A 23,306-nucleotide genomic window follows, 5' to 3' on the forward strand; every position below is an offset into this window, starting at 1 on the left:
AGGAGAAAACGTGAGTGAATTGTCCGCCGTGCTGTGGGACATGGACGGCACGCTGGTCGATTCCGAGAAGCTTTGGGACGTGGCGCTGTACGAGTGCGCCGAATGGCTCGGCGGGACCATCTCGGAAGAGCAGCGCATGACGCTGGTCGGCTCCAACATGAACGACACCTCGAGCTACCTGCTCGAAGTGTGCGGCAAGCCCGTCACCCCGGAGGCGATCGCCGAGACAGGGGAGTGGATCCGTGACCGCACGGCCGGGCTTTTCGACGACGCGCTCCCGTGGCGTCCCGGTGCCCAAGAGGCGCTCGCGGCGGTGCGCGACGCGGGCATCCCGGCCGCGCTGGTCACCTCGACCGAGCGTTCGCTGACCGAACTCGCGCTGAACACGATCGGGCGTGAGTTCTTCGACGTGACGATCTGCGGTGACGAGGTCGGCGGTCTCAACAAGCCCCACCCGAAGCCGTATCTGCTCGCCGCGCAGCTCCTCGATGTCGACCCCGAGCTGTGCGTCGCCATCGAGGACTCGCCGCCCGGCGCCGAGTCGGCGGCCGCCGCGGGCTGCACGGTGCTGGTCATCCCGAACGACGTCCCGGTCGAGCAGGGCCCGCGCCGGATCTTCCGCGACTCCCTGGTCGGCGTGGACGTGCCGGAGCTGCGCAGGCTTTTGGGGTCCTGACGCCCATGTCGTTTTTTCGCCAGCGTGCGGGCCGAGGACCCGCGATGCTGGTGGGGTGCATGAGGACTTCGAGCGGTGCGTGCGGGCGGTCCAGTCGAAGGACGCCCGCTTCGACGGGTGGTTCTTCGGCGCGGTGCTGACGACCGGCATCTACTGCCGTCCCAGCTGCCCCGTGGTGCCGCCGAAGCCGGAGAACATGCGGTTCTACCCGAGCGCGGCCGCGGCCCAGCAGGCCGGGTTCCGGGCCTGTAAACGGTGCCGTCCCGACGCGAGCCCCGGCTCGCCCGAGTGGAACGTGCGCGCCGACCTGGTCGCCAGGGCGATGCGCCTGATCGCCGACGGTGTCGTCGACCGTGACGGCGTGCCAGGACTCGCGAGCAGGCTCGGCTACAGCGTGCGGCAGGTCGAGCGGCAGCTGATCGCCGAACTCGGCGCCGGCCCGCTGGCCCTGGCCAGGTCACAGCGCGCGCAGACGGCCCGGCTGCTCATCGAGACGACCACGCTGCCGATGAGCGACCTGGCGCTGGCGGCCGGGTTCTCCAGCATCCGGACGTTCAACGACACCGTCCGCGAGGTCTTCGCGCTCTCGCCGACCGAGCTGCGGCGCCGGACGAAAGCCCACGCCACGACCGGCACGATCGCGCTGCGGCTGCCGTTCCGCGCGCCCCTGTGCCCGGACAACCTCTTCGGGCACCTCGCCGCGACGGGTGTGCCGGGTGTCGAGGAATGGCGTGACGGCGCGTATCGCCGCACGCTGCGCCTGCCGCACGGGCATGGCGTGGTCGCGCTGCGGCCGTTGCCGGACCACATCGGCTGCCAGCTCACCCTGACCGACCTGCGCGACCTCTCGATGGCCATCAGCCGGTGCCGCTGGCTGCTCGACCTCGACGCCGACCCGGTCGCCGTCGACGAGCTGCTGTCCCGTGACCCGCTGCTCGCGCCGCTGGTGGCCAAGGAACCCGGCCGCCGGGTGCCGCGCACGGTCGACGGCGAGGAGTTCGCCGTGCGCGCCGTGCTCGGCCAGCAGGTGTCGACCGCCGCCGCCCGCACCCACGCCTCCCGGCTGGTCCAGGCGCACGGCGAGCCCATCGACGACCCGGACGGCGGCCTGACCCACCTCTTCCCGGACAGGGAAGCGCTCGGCGACCTGGATCCCGAGACGCTGGCGATGCCGAAATCGCGGCGCCGGACCCTGCTCGGCCTGATCGAGGCCATGGGTGATCTCGATCTCGGCGCGGGCGCCGACTGGGACCGCACGCGCGCCGCGCTGACCGAGTTGCCCGGTTTCGGCCCGTGGACGGTCGAGACGATCGCGATGCGCGCGCTCGGCGACCCGGACGCGTTCATCCCGAACGACCTCGGCGTGAAGCTCGCGGCCAAGGCGCTCGGCATCGAGAAGCTGAACGAGCACGCCGCTCGCTGGCGGCCGTGGCGCGCATACGCCGTGCAGCACCTCTGGGCGACCGGCGACCACCCGATCAACTACCTTCCCGCGTAAGGAGAAACACATGACCAGGACCCACGCGGTGCTCGACAGCCCGATCGGCAAGCTGACCTGCGTCGCGCAGGACGGCGCGTTGGCCGGGCTGTACATGGAGCAGCAGCGTCACCTGCCGAAGTTCGAGACCTTCGGGCCGGAAGAGCCCGGCAACGAGCTGTTCGCGCGTGTCGAAAGCCAACTCAAGGAGTACTTCGCGGGTCAGCGGCGTGAATTCGACCTGCCGATCACGTTCGCGGGCACCGAGTTCCAGCGTCGCGTGTGGACAGAACTCACCGAAATCCCATATGGCGAGACGATTTCCTACGGTGAGCTCGCCCAGCGGCTCGGCAACCCGAGCGCGTCACGGGCCGTCGGACTGGCCAACGGCAAGAACCCGATCAGCGTCATCGTGCCTTGTCACCGCGTCGTCGGCTCGACCGGTGACCTGACCGGGTACGGGGGCGGAATCGAGCGGAAGCGCTTTCTGCTGGACTTCGAACGCGGCCCGGTCGCGCTGTTCTAAGGGCGGGTCCAGCCGGTGGAATCGCGGATGGAAGGATCGAGGGCGTGAAGACCTTCGATGAGCTGTTCGCCGAGCTTGCCGAGCGCGCGCGTACCCGCCCCGACGGCTCCGGCACCGTCGCCGCGCTGGACGCGGGCGTGCACGCGCAGGGCAAGAAGGTGCTCGAAGAAGCGGGCGAAGTGTGGATCGCCGCCGAGCACGAATCCGACGAGCGGCTCGCCGAGGAGATCTCGCAGCTGCTGTACCGGCTCCAGGTGCTGATGCTGGGCCGTGGTCTGTCCATCGAGGACGTTTACCGCTACCTGTGAAAGAGGGAAGTCCGATGCTGCGTGTTGCCGTGCCGAACAAGGGAGCGCTCGCCGTTTCCGCTTCGGAGATGCTCGGTGAGGCGGGGTACCGGCAGCGCCATGAGGCTCGCGACCTGACCGTGCTCGACCCGCACAACGAGGTCGAGTTCTTCTACCTGCGGCCCAAGGACATCCCGATCTACGTCGGCTCCGGCGAGCTCGACCTCGGCATCACCGGCCGCGACCTGGCCATGGACTCCGGCGCCCCCGTCGACGAGACCCTTTCGCTCGGCTTCGGCGGCTCGACGTTCCGCTACGCCGCGCCCGCCGGCCGCGAGTGGAAGGTCGAGGACCTGCAGGGCAAGCGCCTCGCGACCTCCTACCCTCGTCTGGTCCGCAAGGACCTCGGAGCGCGCGGCATCGAGGCCGAGATCATCCGCCTCGACGGCGCGGTCGAGATCTCGATCCAGCTCGGCGTCGCCGACGCGGTCGCGGACGTGGTCGGCTCCGGCCGCACGCTCCGCCAGCACAACCTGGTCGCCTTCGGTGACGTCATCTGCCGCTCCGAGGGCGTCCTCGTCCACCGCGCGGGCCGCGAGCTGACCAAGGCGCAGGCCCAGCTGTCGGCGCGGCTGCAGGGCGTGGTCTTCGCGCAGCAGTACATGATGCTCGACTACGACTGCCCGCGTTCCCTGCTCGAAAAGGCCATCGCGGTCTCGCCGGGCCTGGAGTCCCCGACGGTCGCCCCGCTCGCGCACGAGGACTGGGTCGCCGTCCGCGCGATGGTCCCGCGCAAGCAGGTCAACCAGATCATGGACGAGCTCGCCGAGCTCGGCGCCAAGGCGGTACTGGCCTCGGACATCCGCTCCTGCCGCCTGTGAGTGTCCTCCCGGCGTTCGCCCCCATTTGGGTGATCACCGGGCTCGGGTACCTGCTGAGCCGCTTTTCGGTGCTCGGCGACCGCGCGGACCAGGTCCTGACCCGCTTCGCGTTCACCGTCGCCATGCCCGCGGTGGTCTTCAGCACCCTGACCAGCACGTCGTTCTCGGCTCTGGTCAATCCGGGACTGATCGCGTTCGTCGCGGGCACGGCGGCGGTGGGCATCACCGCCGCCGTGCTTTCGCGCTGGGTCTTCCGCCGCAAGCGCGGCGAAGGCGTCGTCACGGGCATGGCCGCTTGCTACACGAACGCGGGCAACCTCGGCATCCCCGTCGCGCTCCAGGTACTCGGCGGCTCGTCGTTCATCGTGTCGGTGCTGCTGATCCAGTCGCTCTGCATGATGCCCCTGATGCTCGGCCTGCTCGAGTCGGACGTCCCCCGCGGCGAAGGCTCCCGCCTGCGTGCGTTGCTCATGCTGCCCGTGCGGAACCCGGTCATCGCCGCCTCGCTGCTCGGCGTCCTGGTCGGCACGACCGGGCTGCACCTGCCCGACCTCCTGATGCAGCCGATCCACACACTCGGCAACGCCGGCGTGGCCACGGCCCTGCTGGCGCTGGGGATGTCCTTGAACCCCGGCAAATCCGCCGTCGCGGGCGAACCCCGCCGCGGTGAGCTGACGATGGTCGTGCTGCTGAAGGTGATCGCGCAGCCGTTGGTCGCTTTGGGTGTCGGGCTGGCTTTGGGACTGCCTCAGCCGGTCATGCTCGCGGCGGTCCTGTGCTCGGCTTTGCCCACGGCACAGAACATCTTCATCGCGACAAGCCAGTACGCGATCGACAGCCGCTTCACCCGCGACGCCGTGCTGATCACGACTTTGCTTTCCATGGCAACGCTTTCCATGGTCGCCGCGCTCCTGAGCTAGTCCTGCAGCGCGGTGGCGAGCCGAGCGGTGAGCTCCTCCGCGACGGCGCCCGCCGAATGCCGCAGTGCCTCGGACGGAATGGATTCCTCGGCGTCGAACCGAATCCGGACCCGTTGCTGCAACGGGAAAGTGATTGTTGTCGCGGACGGGTCGGGACGGCCCAGCCGGACGAGTCCGACCGGGTCCATGCCGATCGTGGGAGCGACCGAGTCCGCGAGGGGAAGGTCGATCCCGGTGAGTAGGCCGAGCATCCGGCCCAGGTGCTCGGTGAGGTCCGCCTCGTCGAGCACAGACCCGATTTGGTCGAGGGGAAGCTGGAACCAGCACGATCGTTGCCCGGATCGGTGGACCGCGACGCCGGTCCCTGTCGCCCGATCGGTGGAATTGGCCCACACCGCGGTGTCGGACGAGCTGACTTCGAGCCCTTCGGCCGGTGTGAAGAACCCTTGCTCCCGCCCGAGTGCCGGCAACGAAATCGTTTGGAGTTCCTTGACGCCATGCCGAAAGCCAGGAGTGACCGGCACGAGGTGAAGTTCGACGGTGGCGCCCTGTGGGTGGTAGTCCGCGGCGGTCAGTTCGGAACGCCAGATCACCGGAAGCGGCTCTGGCAGAGGCGTCCACGTCAGCGACGGCTCGGCATGCACCGCGCCCGGCCCTGTCTGCGGCGGGAGCACCGGAAGGGTGCCCAGTGGCGGCCGAATGTGCGCGGCCTGGCGGGTGAGCGCGCGGAGCAGGGACTCCGTGCCCGCGGGAGTCAGCGAAGTGATCGGGTAGCGGTCCGCCGCGCGGGGCTGCAGGAACAACGGGATCTCGTCGATTTCATGTCCGGGTAGCAGCACGGGCAGGATCTTCGCGGTCCATTTCGCGCGATCACCCTGCAGCAGGTCACGCAGGATCGCCGCTTCGGCCTGGCCGCCGCGATTCCGGTCATTCGGGCCGAACCCGTCGCCCATTCTCCGGTAGCCCGCCGACGCGACAACGATGACGTAGTCCATCTCCGGTATGTGCCGTGCCATCCACGCTTGCCAGTCCTGCCGGTCGACCCCCGCCCATACGTCTATTACGACATCAATTCCGTGCCGCGTGAGAAAAGTGGCGAAGTCGAGAACGTCGGCACAATGCCGGTCGTCGTCGTGGGTGTACGAGAGGAAAACCCGGGGGCTCTGCGGCACCCGAAGACGATAGCAATGGCCCGCGCGGAGTTGACAAATACCCGACAACTTGCCGATTCGGCTGCGCGCGCGTCCGCGATTGTGGAAGGGTTTCGTCTTCCTGTGATCATCTCCGAAAGGATCATGAACGTGCCGGAGCCGGGGGAGGCTCGCCGCGCGCCGAGGGTGTCCGTGTTCTACGCGACGGACAGCCCGGGCCATGAACGGCAAGTGCTGGAATTCGCCACCTTTCTGCGGAAAGGGGCCGGTGTCGACGCACGGCTCGACAAATGGGAGGAAACCGAGCGGCGTGACTGGGTGATCTGGCTTGGCGAGCAGCTGAAGGTCGCGGATTTCGTGCTGTTCATCGCCTCGCCCGAGCACAAGCGCCTCGCTGAGACCGGAGTGTCCGCCGAACACGGGCACGCGCATGTCGCCGCCGCTATGCTGAGGGACAGCGTCAGTGGGGATCTGCCCGGTCAGACCCGCCGGATCCTGCCGGTGCTGCTGCCGGGACACGGCACCGGCGAGATCCCGCACTTCCTGTTCCCGAACTCGACCACGAAGTACGTGATCCCCGAGTTCACCCTCGACGGCGTGGCGAGCCTGCTGCAGGCGCTGGCCGGACGGCCACGGCACGTGCTGCCGCCGCTGGGCGTGTTCAGGCCGCCGCCACCCGACGCGTTGTTCATCGCCAGTGCCGCGCCCGCCGCGCCCGCCGGACGCGTGCTGGCCGTCGGCGCCGAAACCGCGATCGGTGCGACCCACTACCTGGTGCACGCCGAGGACTTCGAGGAGGAACCGACACTCGACGGGGCGGCGGTGCTCCGCCGGGCGCGGGCCATGAACCTCGCCGATCCAGGCGAACACGTGTGGCTGCGGCAGCTCGAGATCAAGCACGAGAGCCCGGCGGCGACGGAAGCGTTCGAAGCTCTCAAGCGCGAGCACAAGCAACTCGTCGCCTTCGACGGCAGGCGCAAGGGGCTGCCGCGGGCACTGGGCCACGTCCCTGACGGGCACGTCACCACCCTGATCACCGCGTGGCCCGGACCAGCGGGCGCCACCTTGGCCGCTGACGTGCCGCGGCCCGGCGAAGCCGCCGACCCGATGTGGGCGTGCCGTCTCTTGTGGGGCTTGTCGGATCTCTGCGGCGCTGTGGCCGAGCTGCATCACCGCGGCGTCGCGCATCGCGCGCTCGGCCCGTCGGCGATCGTCCGCCGTGACGACGGCGGGCTCGCCCTGCGCGACCTCGGGCTCGCTGCCTGGCCGCAGCGGCCGGGCGAGGGCCCGGATCTCTGCCGCGCGCCGGAACAGGGCCGCAGGCACAACGCCGCCACCGGCCCGTGGACCGACGTCTACCGGCTCGCGGCGCTGGTGTATCACCTGGTGACCGGGTACCCGCCCGATCCGCCGCTGCCGATGCGGACCCAGGCGCCCTGGCTGGCGGAGCGCGTCGCCGCCATCGTGCACGCCGCGCTCGACCCCGCCCCGGCCGCGCGGCCGGGGCTTTCCGACCTGGCCGCGGCGCTGAAAGCCGCACAAGCGTTCATCGTCTGAGGAGTGTGCTGGGTGCATCGTGACGTCGTGCTGCCCGGAGCGATCTTCCTGGTGCCGGGAAGATCGCTCGACGACAACATCCGCCGCTACGCCCGCGATTATCTCGGCCTGCCTGCCGGGCTCGGGCAGATCATCACCGATCTCAACGCCCGCCGCGACGGCGTGCCCGCCACGATCACCCGCTCCAACCAGGGGCTGAGCTTCCGGCTCTACACTGACGCGTACACCGTCCTGCTCAACCCGAGCAAGAACGGCGACGGCTACTGGGTGTCGACCACCATCCCACTGCGGCTTTGGGACCACGAGCGCCTGTCGCACGGCTTCCTGCTGATCCGCACGCGATGGATCGCGGTGTCCGATATCAGGCAGATCCCGCCGGGTACCTCGTCGCGCTGGCCGGAAATGAACCGCGCATGGGACGAACTGGACATCGAGCACGCGGATCGGCGTGAAGTGCCCGCCCTCTCCCCGGCGCACACGCGGTTCCTCGACACCGTGGATCAGGTGATCACCGTGACCAACCGGGTCGAGGAGAACCGGAACAGGTCAGCGCCGGTGTATCCGTATCGCGCGGTCGAACCCGCGGGTGAGCGGAGGTACAGCGCGAAATCCGTCTACGTGTTCCGGGTGCTCGGTGACCGGCGGCCGGAACGGGCGGCCTTCGTCCAGATCCGGGGCGAATCCGAGCAGCGCGGCCGGGTGCTGCGTGCCGGCGACGACGGCGTGACGGTCGGGTTCGACGAGTCGGTTGCCTGGGATCGGCTCGCGCAGCAAGGAGTACTGGAAGAGAGTTCCACCAACATCGTCACGGTCAAGCGCCGTGAAGCCGTCGAGCTGCTGCGTACCCGGCGTGCGCGCAACCATCGTCTGCTGACCTCACTGGTCGACCAGCAGGTCACGCGGATCCGCGCCGATGCCCGGACACCGGGCGAGGCACTCGACGAAGATCAGCTCTCGGCGTTCCGGCACGCGCTGGCCGTCGAGGACCTGCTGGTGGTGCTGGGACCGCCGGGAACCGGCAAGACCAGGGTCATCAGCCAGATCGCCCGCGCGTGCGCGCTGGATCCGGCGGCGGGACCGGTGCTCGTCACCTCGCACACGAACCGCGCGGTGGACAACGTGCTGGGCAAGCTTCCCCGTGATGTCGTGGTCGTGCGGGTCGGCAACGAAGGCAGTGTCGGCGCCGAAGGCAAGCCGTTCCTGCTGGAGCAGTTCGTCGCGCAGGTACGCGGTGAGGCCGTTTCCACGGCGAACGCGGCCTTGCGGTCGTACGAAGGACTGCCGACCGCCCACCGCTGGCTCGGCGAACTCGGTATCCGCGTCGGCGGCCTTCGGATCGCGATCGAGACGGAATCCCTTGCCGCCGCTGAACTTCAGCGTGTGCGACTGGCCTGCGGTGGCTCCGCGGCCGCCGCGGTGACCAGGCTGACCGGCCAGATCGCGGCAAGCGGCCAAGTGCTGACGCGACGGCAGGGCAAGCTGTCCCGGTTGATCGAGCGCGATGCCAGGGCACGAGGGCGGCGGCTGTTCGGCCCGCTCACCGACGCACTGGCCACCGCGCGCGGCAAGCGGATCGTCAAGCGGCAGACCGAGGTCAACGAGCTGACAGCCGCGGGGGAAAGGCTGCGGGGCGCACTCGCCGAGGCGGAATCGGCGCTGGACGAGGTCACCGGGAACCTGCCGCCGGTCCAGGCGGCCCGGCAGGCGTTCCAGCAGGCCGTGGGTCACCGCGACCAAACCAAGAAGGCGGCTTTCCAAGCCGTGCGGGGAATTCAGGCCGCGGTCGGACGGGCAGGCTCGTTTCCGGCGGTGGTGGATGGTCCGGACAACGGCATGGTGTTCGGCAAGCTGGCAGAGCTGCATGCCGGGCTCGGCCCATGGCTGGCGATGCTGGAGCGTCGCGCGAAGTTGCTCGGCGAATGGCACAAGGAGGTCGCGGGCGCGACCGAGCAGCTCAGCACCGAGCTGGTCCGCTACGCCGATGTCGTCGGCGCCACGTGCATCGGATCCGCTACCAGCAAAGAGATCGCCGAGGTGCCTTTCGACCTGGTCATCGTCGACGAGGCCGGTCAGATCGCCACCCCCGACGTGCTGGTGCCCCTCGTCCGCGGCAGGCGGGCCGTGCTGGTCGGCGATCACCGCCAGCTGCCGCCCGTGGTCGACACCGAGCTGAACGCCGCGACCAAGACGGGCGATCCCGAGGTGCGCGACATGCTGATGATCAGCACGCTGGAGTCACTGGTCGGGAAGCTGCCACGGGACCACATCGTGCCGTTGACACGTCAGCGGCGGATGCCCCGGGAGATCGCGGACTTCATCTCGGAAGCGTTCTACGACGGCACCTTGAAGACGATGGTCACCAGGATCCACGACAGTTCGCTGTTCCGGAGCCCGCTGGCGTTCGTCGACACCTCCCAGCTGCCCGAGTCGCGGCGGCGGGAGCGGGCGGTGCCCGGCGGCGGGACGATCAACCAGGCGGAGGCGCACCTGCTGACCAGGCTCGCGGTCCACTACCAGCGACGTGGTGAGGAGTGGGCGCTGATCGTGCCCTACAAGGCACAGGTCAAGCTGATCAAGGAGTTGCTCGTCCGGGAGATCCCGGACAACGAGGTGGTCGACGCCAACGTCGGCTCCGTCGATGCGTTCCAAGGCGGGGAAAGGGACGTGATCCTCTACGGATTCACCCGCAGCAACGCGCTGCGCAAGGTCGGCTTCCTCGACGAACTCCGCCGCGCCAACGTCGCGTTCACCCGAGCCAAGCACCAGCTGGTACTGGTCGGCGACATGGACACCCTGAGCAAAGCGACCGACCTGAATTTCCGGCGGCTGGCGGAGTCGTTGCGCGATCACGTCTTGAGCCACGGTGACGTGTGCCATTACGCCGCTGTGCTGACCAGGCTGGAGGACGAGCACGCGTGAAGAAGAACGTGATGCCCTACCCGATCGAGCGCGCGCTCGAGGACGTCGTGTTCGGCAGGGGACTGGAGCCGGCCAGAGCCTGCCGCCTGTTCCTGCCGGTCTGGCAGGTCGAGGTGAAGTCGACCACCACCGAGGGGCGGCCGTACGAGCTGATCGACCGGTACCTGGAACGCGGGATCGCCGAAGGCGCACTGTCCACAGTGGCAGATCTCGCCCGGTTCTTCGGACTGGACGAGCCGGTGGTCGACCGCGCGGTGCGGTTCCTGGTCGCGATCGAGCACCTGCACGTGTCCGACGGCAGGCTGACGCTGACCGAACTCGGCGCCCGGTCCCATCGCGACCAGGTGAGTTACCGCGTCACCAAAGAGGATCGGCGCAAGCTTTACTTCGACGGATTCGGTTCGCGGCCGCTCAGCCGCCGGTACTACGACGCGGGCACGGTGACCTTCCTCGCCGGGCACGAAGTCGGAGAACACAGCCGTTTCCTGCCGCTGACCACGGTCACCGGCTTCCGGCGTGAGGCGCTGGCCGAACTGGCGGCGCTGCCCGACCGTGCGCACTACAACCTGCCCGTGCGGATCGACGGTCCGGAAAGTTTGGGGGAGGAGTGCGTCTTCCTGCCGGTCTACGTCGTGCGCGCGGTCGACTCTCGCGGCGCACGACTGCTGGTCTACAGCCAGGCCGGGGACGAAGCCGACCCAGACCTGGGCGCGATCGTCGAACGGACCGTCACGATCGCCGCGGCTCTCGACAACGAGGAGCGCGGAGCGCGGCCCGATGAAGAGGAGCGCAAGATCCTCTCGTGGCTGGAGAAGAAGGGCGTCGACGGTAAGCCCGTTCGTCAGCGCCATGGGTCATGGCAGGTCGTCCTGCCTTCTTCAGCCTTCGCGCCCGGCGGCTCTGTCCAGCTGAACAAGCTGGGGTCATTCGAGCTGTTCGACAGCGCGCTCGTTCATTTGTGGTGCGAGGATGAGCAGGTCAGGACGAAGGCGTTGCTGTCGAGACTGCAGGCTTACCTCGGGCCGTGGCTTCGTGGACGCGCGCGCGACGTCGAGGGCCGGATCAGCCGGATCGCGCGGCAGCTCGGCTTCGACGGGCTGGATGTGGCCGATGTCCAGGAAATGGCCGAACGAGCCGGAAACAGAACGCTGGTCGGTAAACTGCAGGCGCTGACGGCCGACGAAAAGGACAATTCCGGGGCAGTGTGACAGTCGCTGGCCACTTTTGTTCGAATGCTGTTTCACCTGCTCACCGGGGCTATGTTCTCCGGGCTATGACAACCTCATTCTCGATACCCCGCGAGCTTCACCTGGCGGATGTGAATCCCTTTCTGTCGATCACCGTGCTCGAATGTGTCGGCGACGATGTCGATGTCGCTTTCAAGGAGTTCCAGCGTTTTCTGCGGAAAACGGCGAACGACCGTGGCCGCGCGAACGCGGTGAACGTCTGGTCGGAACGGACCGTGGGCGCCAGGGAGGTCGTCGACGAGGTCGGTGTGCTCGGCGACTTCGGGTTCGACGGGCTCTTCTTCATCGCCAGGGAGCTGGTGCGCGTGCCGGGCTGGGCGAGCAAGGAGTCCGGGCTGGCCGACGTGTGCCAGCAGCTGATGATGGCGCTGCGCCGGAATCGGCTGGTAGCGGTGTACGGCGAGGTGCCGAGTTCCGAAAGGCTGCAGACCTGGGTGCGGCGGACCGGAACGTTCCGGTTCGTCTCGCAGCCGGTGCTGGCCGCCACGTTCAACGGCGACGCGCGGATGGTGTGGATGCGCGGGATGCACCGGCGGCGGTTGACCAAGCCGGACAGCAAAGCGCTCGGCGGGCAGCGGGTGCAGGACACCTTGGACGGTCTTGACGACAGCACATTCGCTTTGGCCGCCGCCAAGTTCTTCTACGAGCCGGTGGACGACAAGGCGTTGCTGCGTGAGGTGATCACGGTGAACCCGGCCAAGTCGACCATTTCCTGGAAACGGACCTCCGATTTCCCGATGTTCCTGGCCGCGGCGGGCGAAGCGTTGGACATGCTGGAATTGGGGCTGGTGAGCGAAGCCGAACCGGAGCCGCCGTTCGTGGAGCTCGCCATCCCGGAGACCGATCTCGGCAAGGTGCGGGACGCCTTCGAGATCTCGGTGGCGGACGTGGACGGGGAACAGGCTGACTCGGCCGAGTACGAGGAACTGGCCGAGCGGGCGGAGCTACTGCGCTCGGCGATAGTGGCGGTCCGCGAGGTCCCGGACTCGTCGGGCGTGCTCGTCGAAGTCGGACTCGACGGGGCGGTCGCGGGCACCCTGCTGCTCAAACCGATCAAGGTGGGCGACGGTGTCCAGCTGGACGTGCGCTACTCGGATGCGCCGAGCGCGGAACCGATCGCGAGGCGGATCAAGGAGGCCATCGGCGACGGCGACCTGCTGACCGTGCACTACCAATCCGGGCACGCGTTCAACAACCGCCAGGTGTTCCGCGAGAATCTCAAGTCCGACGCTTTCCCCAATCTCGTCTTCGAAGATTTCACCGGCTACCGCGTCACGAAGGAGAAGCCCGCGCTCGTAAAGGGAAAGTCACTCCATGACGTCATCGGCGAGCCCGGCGACGACTCGCTGTTCGCCTGGGTGGTCAAGACCTTCGACAAGGGCTGGCTCCTGTGCGACGACGGTGCTGGCGAGGTCGCTGACTTCCTCCACCTCGCCGAAGACGGCACGCTGACGGCGATCCACGTCAAGGCGGCCGGCAGCCACAGCCCCGATCGGCGCATCGCGGTCACCGCCTTCGAGGAAGTGGTGAGCCAGACGGTGAAGAACATCCGTCGCCTGCGCACCGACGACCTGCTCGCCCGGTTCGACGGCCCGCTACTCGCGACCCGCGCGGCATGGCATGACGGCGTGCGCGTCGCGGGCGCGGACTTCCTCGACGAGCTGAAGGTGCGTGTCCCCAGCGATCACACGAAGGTGATCATCGTCCAGCCGCACCTGCTGGCGTCCGTGCACGACACGGCTCGCGAAGCCGCGCGCCTGGGCAAGACGACCAGGGACTCGGCCAGCCTCGCGTTGCTCGACGATCTGCTGCACCGGACCCGGAAGAGCGTGGTCACCCTGTGGGCGGACCTGATGGTCATCGGCTCCGCCTGACAGTTGGGGTCGTGAGCGTTGCGGGCGGTTCTAACCGCCCGCAACGCTCACGAGCTTTTCAGTGCGGCGGCCTCGGGCGTTTGGGCATGAGGTCGTAAAGGCCTTTGCGGGCGCCGTTGTCGTTGGCGTTGCGGGCGTGGGAGACCTGGGTGATGAAGTCCTCGAAGACGAATTCCTCTTCGGCCGGGATCACCGCGGGCTGGGGGCGCTGGGCGTAATAGCCGTCGAGGGTTTCGGCGATCTCGCGGAAGGACACCGCCTGGATCGTCTCGGGGGCGTAGGTGGTCACCGGGACGCCATGCGCCGCGGCCTCGTTCATCACGACGCCGAGCGGGATGTGGGAGAGCATCGGGATGCCGAAGCCGTAGAGCTCCTGCAACGCGGCCGCCGCGTAGTGCGAGATCGGGCGGCGGTAGAGGCCGGGGACGATGCCGAAGTAGGCGATCGGGGGCCGGTTGACCGTCTGCTGGACGTAGTTGATCTGGTCGTTCAGCAGCCGCAGCGCGCGGATGCTGGTGCGGTCGGGCTGGACCGGGACCAGGATGCCGTGCGACGCGGCGAGCGCGTTGTTGGTCAGCACGTCGAGCGCGGGCGGGCAGTCGATGACGATGTGGTCGTAGTTCGCGAACTGGAGCACCCTGGCGAGCTGCCAGCCGGGGACGCGGAACTGGTCGAGCCTGCGGATGAGGTCGAACATGCCCGGCGAGGTCGGGATGACGTCGAAACAGCCGCCGCGGCCGACGTTGCTGCGGGGATGGGGCACGATCAGCTCTTCGACCGGGCCCTTCCAGATCTTGGTCAGCGCCTTCGCCAGGCTCGGGGCCTCGGCGGGCGCTTCGGCCAGGCCGAGCATCTCCGTGGTGGCGTGGCCCTGGGGGTCTAGGTCGATGAGCAGGACGCGCCGTCCGCGTTCGGCCAGCGCCGCCGCCGCGCCGACGCTGAGCGAGGTCTTGCCGACCCCGCCTTTCTGGTTGACCACCGAGGTGATCTGCATTCTGGGCGTGCTCCCTGGTTCGTGGTTGGCGCGAAGGGTATTCGATCTACGCTCAGCCCGCACGGGTTCGGACCAACAGCGCCTGCGCCCCCGTGCCGACCTGCCCTGACAGGTCGTGCAGCGTACTGGTCGCCGTGCCGAGGCCGTGCGCGCCGACGGTGGTCCGCGCGTCGAGGCCCACCCAGTCGCCCTCCGGGGCGCGGATCAGGTGCACCGTGAGGTCGGTGTTGATGAACCACCAGCGGCGCGGGTCGAGGAAGTTGGACACGCCGTTGCCGGAGTCGGCGAAGGTGAACAGCCGCTGCAGCGGGCTGATCTTCTCGCCGTCGACGAGCTGGACGCGCGGGCGGCCCCACACCGCGCACGCGCCCGGCTGGTCCGGACCACCGCGCACGGCACGCAGTTCCATCGCCTCGAGGTAGCCGCCGTGCCAGCCTTCCGGCCAGTGCGCCTCTGGCGCGTCTTCCGGCAGCGGCCGCAGTGGCTCGGCCAGGTTCGCGATGATCTCGGCGGTGTCCGAAGTGGAGATACGCCACGCCGACGCGCGCGCGACCGCGCGGCCGCCGTCGCGCAGCTCGGCCGAGAGCAGCTCGACCGACCGGCCAGGGCGGTCCAGACCAGCGCTGACGGTCAGCTCCGTCAGCGGCGCCGGGCCGAGGATCTCGACGGTCACCCGCGCGAGTTGCTTGCCCTGCCCGCCTTCGACGTTCTCCAGCGCGCGCACGAGCAGCGCCGACGGCGGCCCGAAGTGCTGGGCGTCGGGGGTCCACGGCCCGGCCGTGTGCGCGGTCGGCTGGAACCGGCCGTCGCCGACCGGCAGGAAGAACGCGTCGGCCATCAGTCCGCCCTGTCTATCGGGGTCTCTTCGCCCGCGTCCGGCTCCGGCCAGCCCGGATACTCCGGCGGCGTGCCGCCGAACGACGGGCAGCGCGCCTGGTGATCGCACCAGCCGCACAGCTTGCTCGGGTTGGGCCGGAAGTCGCCGGTCTTGCCCGCCTTGAGGATGGCCTGCCAGATCGCCTCCAGCGTCCGCTCGAAGCGCAGCAGCTCCGCCTCGTCCGGCGTGTACGCCAGCGACTGCCCGTCCGTGAGGTACATCAGCTTGAGCTGGCGCGGCACGATCCCGCGCAGCCGCCACAGCACCACCGCGTAGAACTTCATCTGGAACAAGGCCTTCGCCTCGCCGATCTCCCGCGGCGCGGCGCCGGTCTTGTAGTCGACCACCCGCAGCTCACCGGTCGGCGCGACGTCCACACGGTCGACGTAGCCGCGCAGCAGCACCCCGGAGCCCAGCTCGATCTCGACGTGCAGCTCGCACGCCTCCGGCTCGAACCGGGTCGGGTCCTCGAGGCCGAAGTAGCTGTCGATCAGCTTGAGCGCCGACTCCAGCCACTTGTCGACCTGCTCCGGCTTGTCGTCGGCGAACAGCTCGCTCCACTCGGGCCGCTCGGCCGACAGCTCCGCCCACGCCGGTTCGAGCAGCTCCTTCGCCCGCGCGGGCACCCGGTCGGGCATGGGTAGCGCGAACAGCTTCTCCAGCACCGAATGGACCAGCGTGCCGCGCAGCTGCGCCTTCGTCGGTATCTCGGGCAACCGGTCGACCGCGCGGAAGCGATACAGCAGCGGGCACTGCTTGAAGTCGCTGGCACGCGACGGCGACAGCGCCGGACGCCTGCGGGCGACCGGTTCCGCCGTCGGTTCACTCACCTCGGTGCTCTGCGACATGCCGCGAGCGTATCCCGGCCTACCGACAGGTTCGGGGACCGCAACACCTCACCCGATCGCGCCCATCGAGATCACTCGACTCCTACACGGCGGCCCGTAGGCTTCTGCCGTGGCAGCCACCAGTCAGCACGGCGCGGGTTCGCATCGGCGATCCGCGCTGGACGGCGGGCTGCTCCTGTTCCGGGTCGACGGCGTCCCCGTGCTGCTGGCGCCCTCGTGGTGGCTCGGCTCGCTGGTCGTCGTCGTGCTCTACGCGCCGCTGGTCGGCAGGCTGCTGCCCGGCGCGTCGATGGCGACGTCGTGGCTGCTCTCGGCGGCCTTCGCGATCCTGCTCGGGCTTTCGGTACTGGCACACGAGCTTGGCCACTGCCTCGTCGCGCTGCGGCTCGGCATCCCGGTCCGGCGGCTGCGGTTGTTCCTGCTCGGCGGCGTCTCGGAAGTCGCGCGCACGCCGCGCAAACCGGGCCAGGAGGGATTGGTCGCCGCGGCCGGTCCGATCGTCTCGCTCGCGCTCGGCGCGTTCTGCGCGGTGCTCATGCTGGCCGTCCCGTCCGGCGGCTCGGCGTGGCTGCTGGTCGCCGAATGCGCGGTCGCGAACTTCGCGGTCGGCGTGTTCAACCTGCTGCCCGGGCTGCCGCTCGATGGCGGCCGGATGCTGCGCGCCGGCGTCTGGGCGATCACCGGCAAACGCGCGAAGGGCACCCGGGCCGCGGTCGTGGGCGGCGGGCTGGTCGCGTTCGGGCTGATGGTCTGGGCGCTGTGGGGGCTCGCCGCGGGCAGCGAAGACCGCTGGCTGCGGCTCGGCGTGTGTGTCGTCACAGCGTGGTTCGTCGCGATGGGCGCGAGCGGTGAGCTCGCCGCCGAAAGCAGGCGCAGCTGGCCGGAAGGCCTCACGCTCGCCCAGCTGATCCGGCCCGTGCTCCAGCTGCCGGCGGAAAGCCCGGTCGCGGACGCGCTCGCCGCGTCGGCGGGGCGGGGTGTCGTGCTGGTGCGCGCGGACGGTGTCGCGGCCGGGTTGCTCGACGAAACGGCCGCTCAGCGGCTCGCGTCGGAAAGCCCGCTCTCGCCTGCCGAACTCGCGGCGGAGCCGATCCGCGCCGAGACGGTGCTGCTCGCGTCCGAGCCAGGCGAGGAGATCGCCGAGCGGGTGCGGGAAACCCCGGCCTGGCAGTTCCTGGTGGTCGACGACGAGGGCAGGCCCGCCGGTGTCCTGCGCCGCGAGGACCTGCGTGCCGCGATGTCGGGGCACTTGCCCGGCTGACTTGCCGACCTGCGACGATCAGGCGTCACGTTTCGTCGTTGGAGGTTCGAGTGTCGGTCAGTGGACCGTTTCAGGTGGGGGACCGGGTTCAGTTGACGGACCCGAAGGGGCGGCACTACACGATGGTGCTCGAACCCGGCGCGGAGTTCCACACCCACCGTGGCGCGCTGCTGCACGACGAGGTCATCGGGTTGCCGGAAGGGTCGATCGTGGTCTCCGGCGGCGGCACGTCGTACCTGGCGCTGCGCCCGCTGCTGCCCGACTACGTGCTGTCGATGCCGCGCGGCGCGCAGGTCATCTACCCGAAGGACGCCGCGCAGATCGTCATGTGGGGCGACATCTTCCCCGGCGCGCGCGTGCTCGAAGCCGGTGCCGGCTCAGGCGCGCTGACCTGCTCGCTGCTGCGCGCGGTCGGGCCGACCGGGACCGTCCAGTCGTACGAGATCCGCGACGACCACGCCGAGCACGCGGAGCGCAACGTCAAGCGGTTCTTCGGCAGCAAGCCGGACAACTGGTCGCTGACGGTCGACGACCTGTCGTCGCACGAGGGCCAGGTCGACCGGGTCGTGCTGGACATGCTCGCGCCGTGGGACCAGCTGCCGACCGTGGCGAAGAACCTGGTGCCTGGCGGTGTGCTGACCGTCTACGTCGCGACGGTGACCCAGCTTTCGCGGATCACCGAGGCATTGCGTGAGCAGCAGTGCTGGACCGAGCCGGACTCGTGGGAGACGCTCATGCGGCCGTGGCACGTCGTCGGCCTCGCCGTGCGCCCGGATCACCGGATGGTCGCGCACACCGCGTTCCTGCTCACCGCGCGCCGCCTCGCCGACGGTGTCGTCTCGCCGCGCGTGCAGCGCCGTCCCGCCAAGGGCGTGTCCTAGCCGGGAATGCACCACCGATCCGCTTTTTTGCGGATCGGGAAGTCGGTGTCCTTTTTGCCGCCCTTGGGGCTTTCCACGTGGATGGTGATGGTCGCGCGTTCCCCCGCGACCTTCACCGGCTGCACCATGGTCGCGGTGACGGTGCCCGCGGCGTCCCATTTGTCCTGAAGTTGTTGCATCGCAGCGGGACTCTGGGGTTCGCAGGCGAGTTTGCCGAACGCCGCCGAGTCGCCTTGGGTGATGGCGGCGGCGATCGCCTGCCCGGTCGCGACGAGCTCGCTCTCGACCAGCGACGGGCTGGTCAGCGTCGACGTGGGCACCGGGCGTGGCGGCGGTGGCGCCGCCGGCGCCGGTTCCGGCTCGCGGGGGCCGATCAGCAGCAGGCCGGCGACGACACCGGCCACGACGACACCGAGCAGGACGAGCCCCGCGTAGAGGCCCTTCCTGCCCGGTGACGGGGCTGGGCTCAGCTGTCCGCCAGGCCGTTGTAGCACCAGAGTCCGGCTTCCTTCTTCAGCTTGATCACGCCGTTGCGGGACTTGCCGTCGAAGCTCGCCTTGATCGGCGCTTTCGCGGAGTCGCCGGTCTCCACCGGCGCGCCGGTGGACTCGGCCTGCGCGGTCGGGTTCACCGGGAGGTCGTCCTTCTGGTTCGCGCTGCGGCACGCCGCGCTGCCCAGCGCCTTGCCGTCGTGCGCGTTGATGGCGGCGACGACACCGTCGGCCATCTCCTGCGCGCTCGGCTTGCCGCCGGGTGCCGGGCCCGCGGAGCCGGTCGGCTTCGAGCCGCTGGTGGCGGACGGCGATCCGGTCGCGGACGGCTTCTTCGAGCTGGAGTTGCCACCGGGGCCGGGAGCAGGCGAGGACGGGCCGGGCGTCTGGCTGGTGGCGACGTCGTTGGTCTTGCCGTCGTCGTTGTTCAGCCAGATGATCAGGCCCGCCGCGCCGCCGATGACGACGACCGCGGCGATGGCGAGCCCGACGATCAGGCCGGTCTTCTTCTTCGGCGGCTCGGGGTCGGTACCGAAACCACCCGGATAGCCGCCCGGCTGCTGGCCCCACTGGTCGCCGCCCTGCGGGAACTGCTGGGTGCCGCCGGGGTAACCACCCTGCTGGCCCCATTGCGGCTGTTCCTGGCCCCACTGGGGCTGCTGCGCGGGCTGTTGCTGCTGGCCCCACTGGTCGCCCTGCTGGCCCCATTGCTGCTGCTGGGGCGGCTGGGCGGGCGGGTAGCCGCCCTGCTGCGGCTGCTGGCCGCTCGGGGGGTAGCCGCCACCAGGCTGCTGCCCGTACGGTCCCGGCTGCTGCCCGTACGGACCTGGCTGCTGCGGCGGGTAGGTCATCAAAAGCTCCCTGACTGCTGGCGTGAAACACCTGGTCGGCCCCAAGCGGAACGTGGCCCGATGCTAACCACGGGCGCGCTCGCCCGCGCGGTTAGGTGCCACTGGTGCTGGGTATCACTGCTGCGACGCGCAGGGCGGCACGTCGGTTCCCGCACCGGCGGCGGAGTGTTCCGGTGGCCGGGTCCCGGCTGACGATCTCGCGAATCGTGCGCAATCTCGTCGCACGGACGGTAGTGATCGGAGGTGTTCTTCGTGCACCGTATTGGACTCTTGTGCTTGGGAAATCTCCGTGCTGTTGCAAGGTCGAAAGGGCGACGCGCCGATCCTGTGATGCGGAAAGGACTTTTATTGTCGGTGATCGCCGGTACCGTGGACTGAAAAGCACTCCGAGGAGGTGCCCGATGCACCATGACCTTCCCGGAGGTCGGCATGAAGATGCCGACCCTTCAGAAACGACTGGAGCTGGAATCACGTCGGACGAACAAGCGCGGCAGGTCCGTTTCCTCGAGGAGGAAGTGGCGCTGCTGCGTCGTAAGCTGACGGACTCGCCGAGGCAGAACCGCGTTCTCGAGCAGCGACTCGCCGAGGCGTCGGAACGTGTGAGCCAACTCACTGAGCGCAACACCAAGCTGGTCGAGACCCTCCGTGAGGCTCGAGGCCAGTTGCTCGCTCTCCGTGAGGAGGTGGACCGGCTCGCCCAGCCACCGAGTGGTTACGGCGTTTTCGTGGAAGCGTTCGAGGATGGCACGGTCGACGTGTTCACCGCCGGGCGCAGGATGCGGGTGTCGGTCTCACCCGCGGTCGAGGTCGAGTCACTGCAGCGTGGTCAGGCACTGCGTCTCAACGAGGCGCTGACCGTGGTGGAGGGCGGCGGCTTCGAGCGCACCGGCGAGGTGTGCGCGCTGCGCGAGGTGCTCGCCCCGGAGCAGGACGGCGGTCCCTACCGCGGTCTTGTCGTCGGGCACGCCGACGAAGAGCGTGTGGTCTTCCTGTCCGATCCACTGGCGGATCAGCCCCTCAAGCCGGGCGACTCGCTGCTGGTCGACTCGAAGGCGGGCTACGCCTATGAGCGGGTGCCCAAGGCCGAGGTCGAGGACCTCGTGCTCGAAGAGGTCCCCGACGTCCAGTACGAGGACATCGGTGGCCTGAGCAGGCAGATCGAGCAGATCCGCGACGCGGTGGAGCTGCCGTTCCTGCACGCCGACCTCTACCTGGAGTACCAGCTGCGGCCGCCGAAGGGCGTGCTGCTCTACGGTCCTCCCGGCTGCGGTAAGACCCTCATCGCCAAGGCCGTCGCCAACTCGCTGGCGAAGAAGGTCGCGGCGGCGAGGGGGGAGACCGGCAGCGCCGCGGAGGCGAAGTCGTACTTCCTCAACATCAAGGGTCCCGAGCTGCTCAACAAGTTCGTCGGCGAGACCGAGCGGCACATCCGCCTGATCTTCCAGCGGGCGCGGGAGAAGGCGTCCGAAGGGACGCCGGTGATCGTGTTCTTCGACGAGATGGACTCGATCTTCCGCACCCGGGGCAGCGGCGTGTCGTCCGATGTCGAGACGACGATCGTGCCGCAGCTGCTCTCGGAGATCGACGGTGTGGAGGGGCTGGAGAACGTCATCGTCATCGGCGCCTCCAACCGCGAGGACATGATCGACCCGGCGATCCTGCGGCCGGGCAGGCTCGACGTCAAGATCAAGATCGAGCGTCCCGACGCCGAAGGCGCCAAGGACATCTTCTCCAAGTACCTGCTCACCGGGTTGCCCATCCATCAAGACGATCTGGCCGAGTTCGGTGGCGACACCAAGGCCACGATCGACGCGATGATCCAGCACACCGTCGAGCGGATGTACGAGGAGACCGACGAGAACCGGTTCCTCGAGGTCACCTACGCCAACGGTGACAAGGAAGTCCTGTACTTCCGCGACTTCAACTCGGGCGCGATGATCCAGAACATCGTGGACCGGGCGAAGAAGTCGGCGATCAAGTCCGTGCTGGAGACCAACCAGCCCGGCCTGCGCGTGCAGCACCTGCTGGACGCGATCGTCGACGAGTTCGCGGAGAACGAGGACCTGCCCAACACCACCAACCCGGACGACTGGGCCCGTATCTCCGGCAAGAAGGGCGAGCGGATCGTCTACATCCGCACGCTCGTCACCGGCAAGAACACGGACTCCGGCCGGGCGATCGACACGGCCACGAACACCGGCCAGTACCTGTAAGACCCCGTACGAACGCCCCGTTCACAACGTTCAGCGTTGTGAACGGGGCGTTCATTACGTCTAGGGCGCGGCTTGGACACCGCAAGGGCGGCCCTTGTCACGCTAGAGGTGACAAGGGCCGCCCTTGTTTCCCTGCCGAACCCGACGAAAGGGACTCTGGCAGACATGTAGTCGGTGACCCGGCGCGTGCCCGGCGGGTCGTGAGTGATGCGGCCGGTTAGAACCGGTCTAAACACTCACGACCCTGTCTTGGGCGAAACGCCTGGGCGCGCGAGACCCGAGTTTGGGCCATCCAATGGCCCAAACTCGGGTCTCGCGAAGGTCAACGTGGCGTTGGTGCGTTCAGTCGACCTGAGGCGGCGGCGATCGCGGACCGAGCGGGGCTTGGGCCCTGCGACTTGGCGTACGCGGGTCGTGAGTGACGCGGCCGGTTCTAACCGGTCTGAACACTCACGAGGGGGTCGGGGCGGCGGCGCTTCAGGGTGAGGCGGCCGTGGGCGGCCAGGATGCCGAGGATGACCAGGAGCGCGCCGGCGGGCTGGTTCCAGGTCAGGGGCTCGTGGAGGATGGCGACGCCGAGCACGACGCCGACGACCGGGGTCAGGTAGGTGACGGCGGCGGCGTTCGTGGCGCCCCAGGCGACGATGATGCGGGCGTTCCAGATGTAGGCGACGCCCGTGCTGAGCATGCCGAGCGCGGCCATGCTGAGCACGACCGGCAGCGACAGGTGGACAGGCCCCGTGGCCACCAGCGGGCTGAGCGCGAGCATCATGAGCGTGCCGAGCGTGACCTGGCCGAAGGCGAGCACGGTCGGCTCGATGTGGCGCTTGCCGAGGAAGTGGCGCATGTACACGAAGGACGTGCCGTAGCAGGTCGCCGCGCCGAGGCAGGCGAGCTGGCCGAGCAGGTCCGCGGTGCCGAGACCGTTCCAGACGCCGACGATCGTGAGCACGCCCGCGAAACCGAAGCCGAGGCCGATCGTGGCGCCCCGGGTGAGGCGTTCCTGGCGCAGGATCACGCCGCCGATCAGGACGGTGAGCAGCGGCGTGGTCGCGTTGAAGATGCTGGCCAGTCCCGAGGAGATGCGGGTTTCGGCCCAGGCGAAGAGCTGGAACGGGATCACGCACATCAGCAGGCCCATGACGGCGAAATGTCCCCAGATGACCGGTTCGCGGGGCAGGCGCGGGCGCTGGATCACGACGATGAGGGCGAGCGCGAGCGCGCCGAACGCGAGGCGGGCGAGCGCGACCTGGCTGGGGGAGAGGCCGGTGAGGCCGACCTTGATGAAGAGGAAGCTCGCGCCCCACAGCGTCGCGAGCAGGCTGAATCGCAGCGCGATCCCGATGTTGCCGGTCATGGGGACAGTCAACGGGGC

Annotated in this window: 20 protein-coding genes; 13 read left to right on the forward strand and 7 right to left on the reverse strand. The window is 69.0% G+C overall.

Going from position 1 to position 23,306, the window contains the following annotated elements; translation table 11 throughout:
• The first annotated feature begins 10 nt into the window (after nt 1-10).
• From BLV57_RS25890 to BLV57_RS25915, 6 genes are read left to right on the forward strand one after another with little or no spacing between them, the layout of a single operon-like run.
• Nucleotides 11-676 (forward strand): HAD family hydrolase, encoded by a 666-nt coding sequence (locus BLV57_RS25890; RefSeq protein WP_281244434.1) that lies wholly within the window; start codon nt 11-13, stop codon nt 674-676.
• Between the two features lie 55 nt (nt 677-731).
• Nucleotides 732-2,174: an AlkA N-terminal domain-containing protein gene (locus tag BLV57_RS25895; protein ID WP_091292899.1), complete on the forward strand. Its 1,443-nt coding sequence runs from the start codon at nt 732-734 to the stop codon at nt 2,172-2,174.
• 10 nt (nt 2,175-2,184) lie between these two features.
• Complete coding sequence (locus BLV57_RS25900; protein ID WP_091292901.1) at nt 2,185-2,679, forward strand: methylated-DNA--[protein]-cysteine S-methyltransferase; 495 nt, start codon at nt 2,185-2,187, stop codon at nt 2,677-2,679.
• 44 nt (nt 2,680-2,723) lie between these two features.
• A complete protein-coding gene (locus BLV57_RS25905) occupies nt 2,724-2,987 on the forward strand; it encodes a phosphoribosyl-ATP diphosphatase (RefSeq protein ID WP_091292903.1) in 264 nt (87 codons plus the stop codon).
• Nucleotides 2,988-3,001: 14 nt separating this feature from the next.
• Entirely contained in the window at nt 3,002-3,847 is an 846-nt protein-coding gene (hisG, locus tag BLV57_RS25910; RefSeq protein WP_091292905.1) for an ATP phosphoribosyltransferase, read from the forward strand.
• The gene (locus BLV57_RS25915; RefSeq protein ID WP_091292907.1) at nt 3,844-4,767 is read left to right on the forward strand and encodes an AEC family transporter; all 924 of its coding nucleotides are present in this window, start codon (nt 3,844-3,846) and stop codon (nt 4,765-4,767) included. The genes hisG and BLV57_RS25915 overlap by 4 nt, the downstream gene beginning before the upstream one ends.
• Here the strand turns inward: BLV57_RS25915 and BLV57_RS25920 are convergent.
• The gene (locus tag BLV57_RS25920; protein WP_176968809.1) at nt 4,764-5,939 is read right to left on the reverse strand and encodes a toll/interleukin-1 receptor domain-containing protein; all 1,176 of its coding nucleotides are present in this window, start codon (nt 5,937-5,939) and stop codon (nt 4,764-4,766) included. The genes BLV57_RS25915 and BLV57_RS25920 overlap by 4 nt on opposite strands.
• A gap of 102 nt (nt 5,940-6,041) precedes the next feature.
• Here BLV57_RS25920 and BLV57_RS25925 point away from each other — a divergent pair, with 102 nt between their 5' ends.
• From BLV57_RS25925 to BLV57_RS25940, 4 genes are all read left to right on the forward strand, one after another.
• Nucleotides 6,042-7,475: an SEFIR domain-containing protein gene (locus BLV57_RS25925; protein ID WP_176968810.1), complete on the forward strand. Its 1,434-nt coding sequence runs from the start codon at nt 6,042-6,044 to the stop codon at nt 7,473-7,475.
• Nucleotides 7,476-7,487: 12 nt separating this feature from the next.
• Nucleotides 7,488-10,394: a DEAD/DEAH box helicase gene (locus BLV57_RS25930; protein WP_091292910.1), complete on the forward strand. Its 2,907-nt coding sequence runs from the start codon at nt 7,488-7,490 to the stop codon at nt 10,392-10,394.
• Nucleotides 10,391-11,602 carry a hypothetical protein gene (locus tag BLV57_RS25935; protein ID WP_091292912.1) on the forward strand — a complete coding sequence of 404 codons (1,212 nt, stop codon included), beginning with the start codon at nt 10,391-10,393 and terminating at the stop codon, nt 11,600-11,602. Before BLV57_RS25930 ends, BLV57_RS25935 begins: the two co-directional genes overlap by 4 nt.
• Before the next feature lie 110 nt (nt 11,603-11,712).
• The gene (locus BLV57_RS25940) at nt 11,713-13,515 is read left to right on the forward strand and encodes a hypothetical protein (protein WP_091292914.1); all 1,803 of its coding nucleotides are present in this window, start codon (nt 11,713-11,715) and stop codon (nt 13,513-13,515) included.
• A 58-nt stretch (nt 13,516-13,573) separates the two neighbouring features.
• Here the strand turns inward: BLV57_RS25940 and BLV57_RS25945 are convergent, their stop codons facing one another.
• Genes BLV57_RS25945 through BLV57_RS25955 form a run of 3 tightly spaced genes read right to left on the reverse strand, consistent with a single transcriptional unit; the run spans nt 13,574 to nt 16,234 of the window.
• On the reverse strand, nt 13,574-14,509 hold the full coding sequence (locus tag BLV57_RS25945; RefSeq protein ID WP_091292915.1) for a ParA family protein: 936 nt from the start codon (nt 14,507-14,509) through the stop codon (nt 13,574-13,576).
• 52 nt (nt 14,510-14,561) lie between these two features.
• Nucleotides 14,562-15,347: a thioesterase family protein gene (locus BLV57_RS25950; protein WP_091292917.1), complete on the reverse strand. Its 786-nt coding sequence runs from the start codon at nt 15,345-15,347 to the stop codon at nt 14,562-14,564.
• On the reverse strand, nt 15,347-16,234 hold the full coding sequence (locus BLV57_RS25955) for a RecB family exonuclease (protein WP_091292920.1): 888 nt from the start codon (nt 16,232-16,234) through the stop codon (nt 15,347-15,349). Before BLV57_RS25955 ends, BLV57_RS25950 begins: the two co-directional genes overlap by 1 nt.
• A 109-nt stretch (nt 16,235-16,343) precedes the next feature.
• Here BLV57_RS25955 and BLV57_RS25960 point away from each other — a divergent pair, with 109 nt between their 5' ends.
• A complete protein-coding gene (locus BLV57_RS25960; RefSeq protein WP_091292922.1) occupies nt 16,344-17,495 on the forward strand; it encodes a site-2 protease family protein in 1,152 nt (383 codons plus the stop codon).
• Between the two features lie 50 nt (nt 17,496-17,545).
• A complete protein-coding gene (locus tag BLV57_RS25965) occupies nt 17,546-18,376 on the forward strand; it encodes a tRNA (adenine-N1)-methyltransferase (RefSeq protein WP_091292924.1) in 831 nt (276 codons plus the stop codon).
• On the opposite strand, the gene BLV57_RS25970 is transcribed toward BLV57_RS25965, so the two are convergent.
• Both BLV57_RS25970 and BLV57_RS43425 read right to left on the reverse strand, forming a co-directional pair.
• The gene (locus BLV57_RS25970; protein WP_245757516.1) at nt 18,373-18,870 is read right to left on the reverse strand and encodes a hypothetical protein; all 498 of its coding nucleotides are present in this window, start codon (nt 18,868-18,870) and stop codon (nt 18,373-18,375) included. The two genes, BLV57_RS25965 and BLV57_RS25970, sit on opposite strands and share 4 nt — an antisense overlap.
• Nucleotides 18,843-19,718, reverse strand: a complete 876-nt coding sequence (locus BLV57_RS43425) for a hypothetical protein (protein ID WP_091292926.1) — start codon at nt 19,716-19,718, stop codon at nt 18,843-18,845. The genes BLV57_RS25970 and BLV57_RS43425 overlap by 28 nt, the downstream gene beginning before the upstream one ends.
• 401 nt (nt 19,719-20,119) lie before the next feature.
• On the opposite strand from BLV57_RS43425, the gene arc reads away from it, so the two are divergent.
• Nucleotides 20,120-21,931: a proteasome ATPase gene (gene arc, locus BLV57_RS25980; RefSeq protein WP_091292927.1), complete on the forward strand. Its 1,812-nt coding sequence runs from the start codon at nt 20,120-20,122 to the stop codon at nt 21,929-21,931.
• Nucleotides 21,932-22,364: 433 nt separating this feature from the next.
• Here the strand turns inward: arc and BLV57_RS25985 are convergent, their stop codons facing one another.
• The gene (locus BLV57_RS25985; protein WP_091292929.1) at nt 22,365-23,288 is read right to left on the reverse strand and encodes a DMT family transporter; all 924 of its coding nucleotides are present in this window, start codon (nt 23,286-23,288) and stop codon (nt 22,365-22,367) included.
• Nucleotides 23,289-23,306: the final 18 nt, after the last annotated feature.

Source organism: Amycolatopsis xylanica (genome assembly GCF_900107045.1).
GTDB classification, from domain to species: Bacteria; Actinomycetota; Actinomycetes; order Mycobacteriales; family Pseudonocardiaceae; genus Amycolatopsis; species Amycolatopsis xylanica.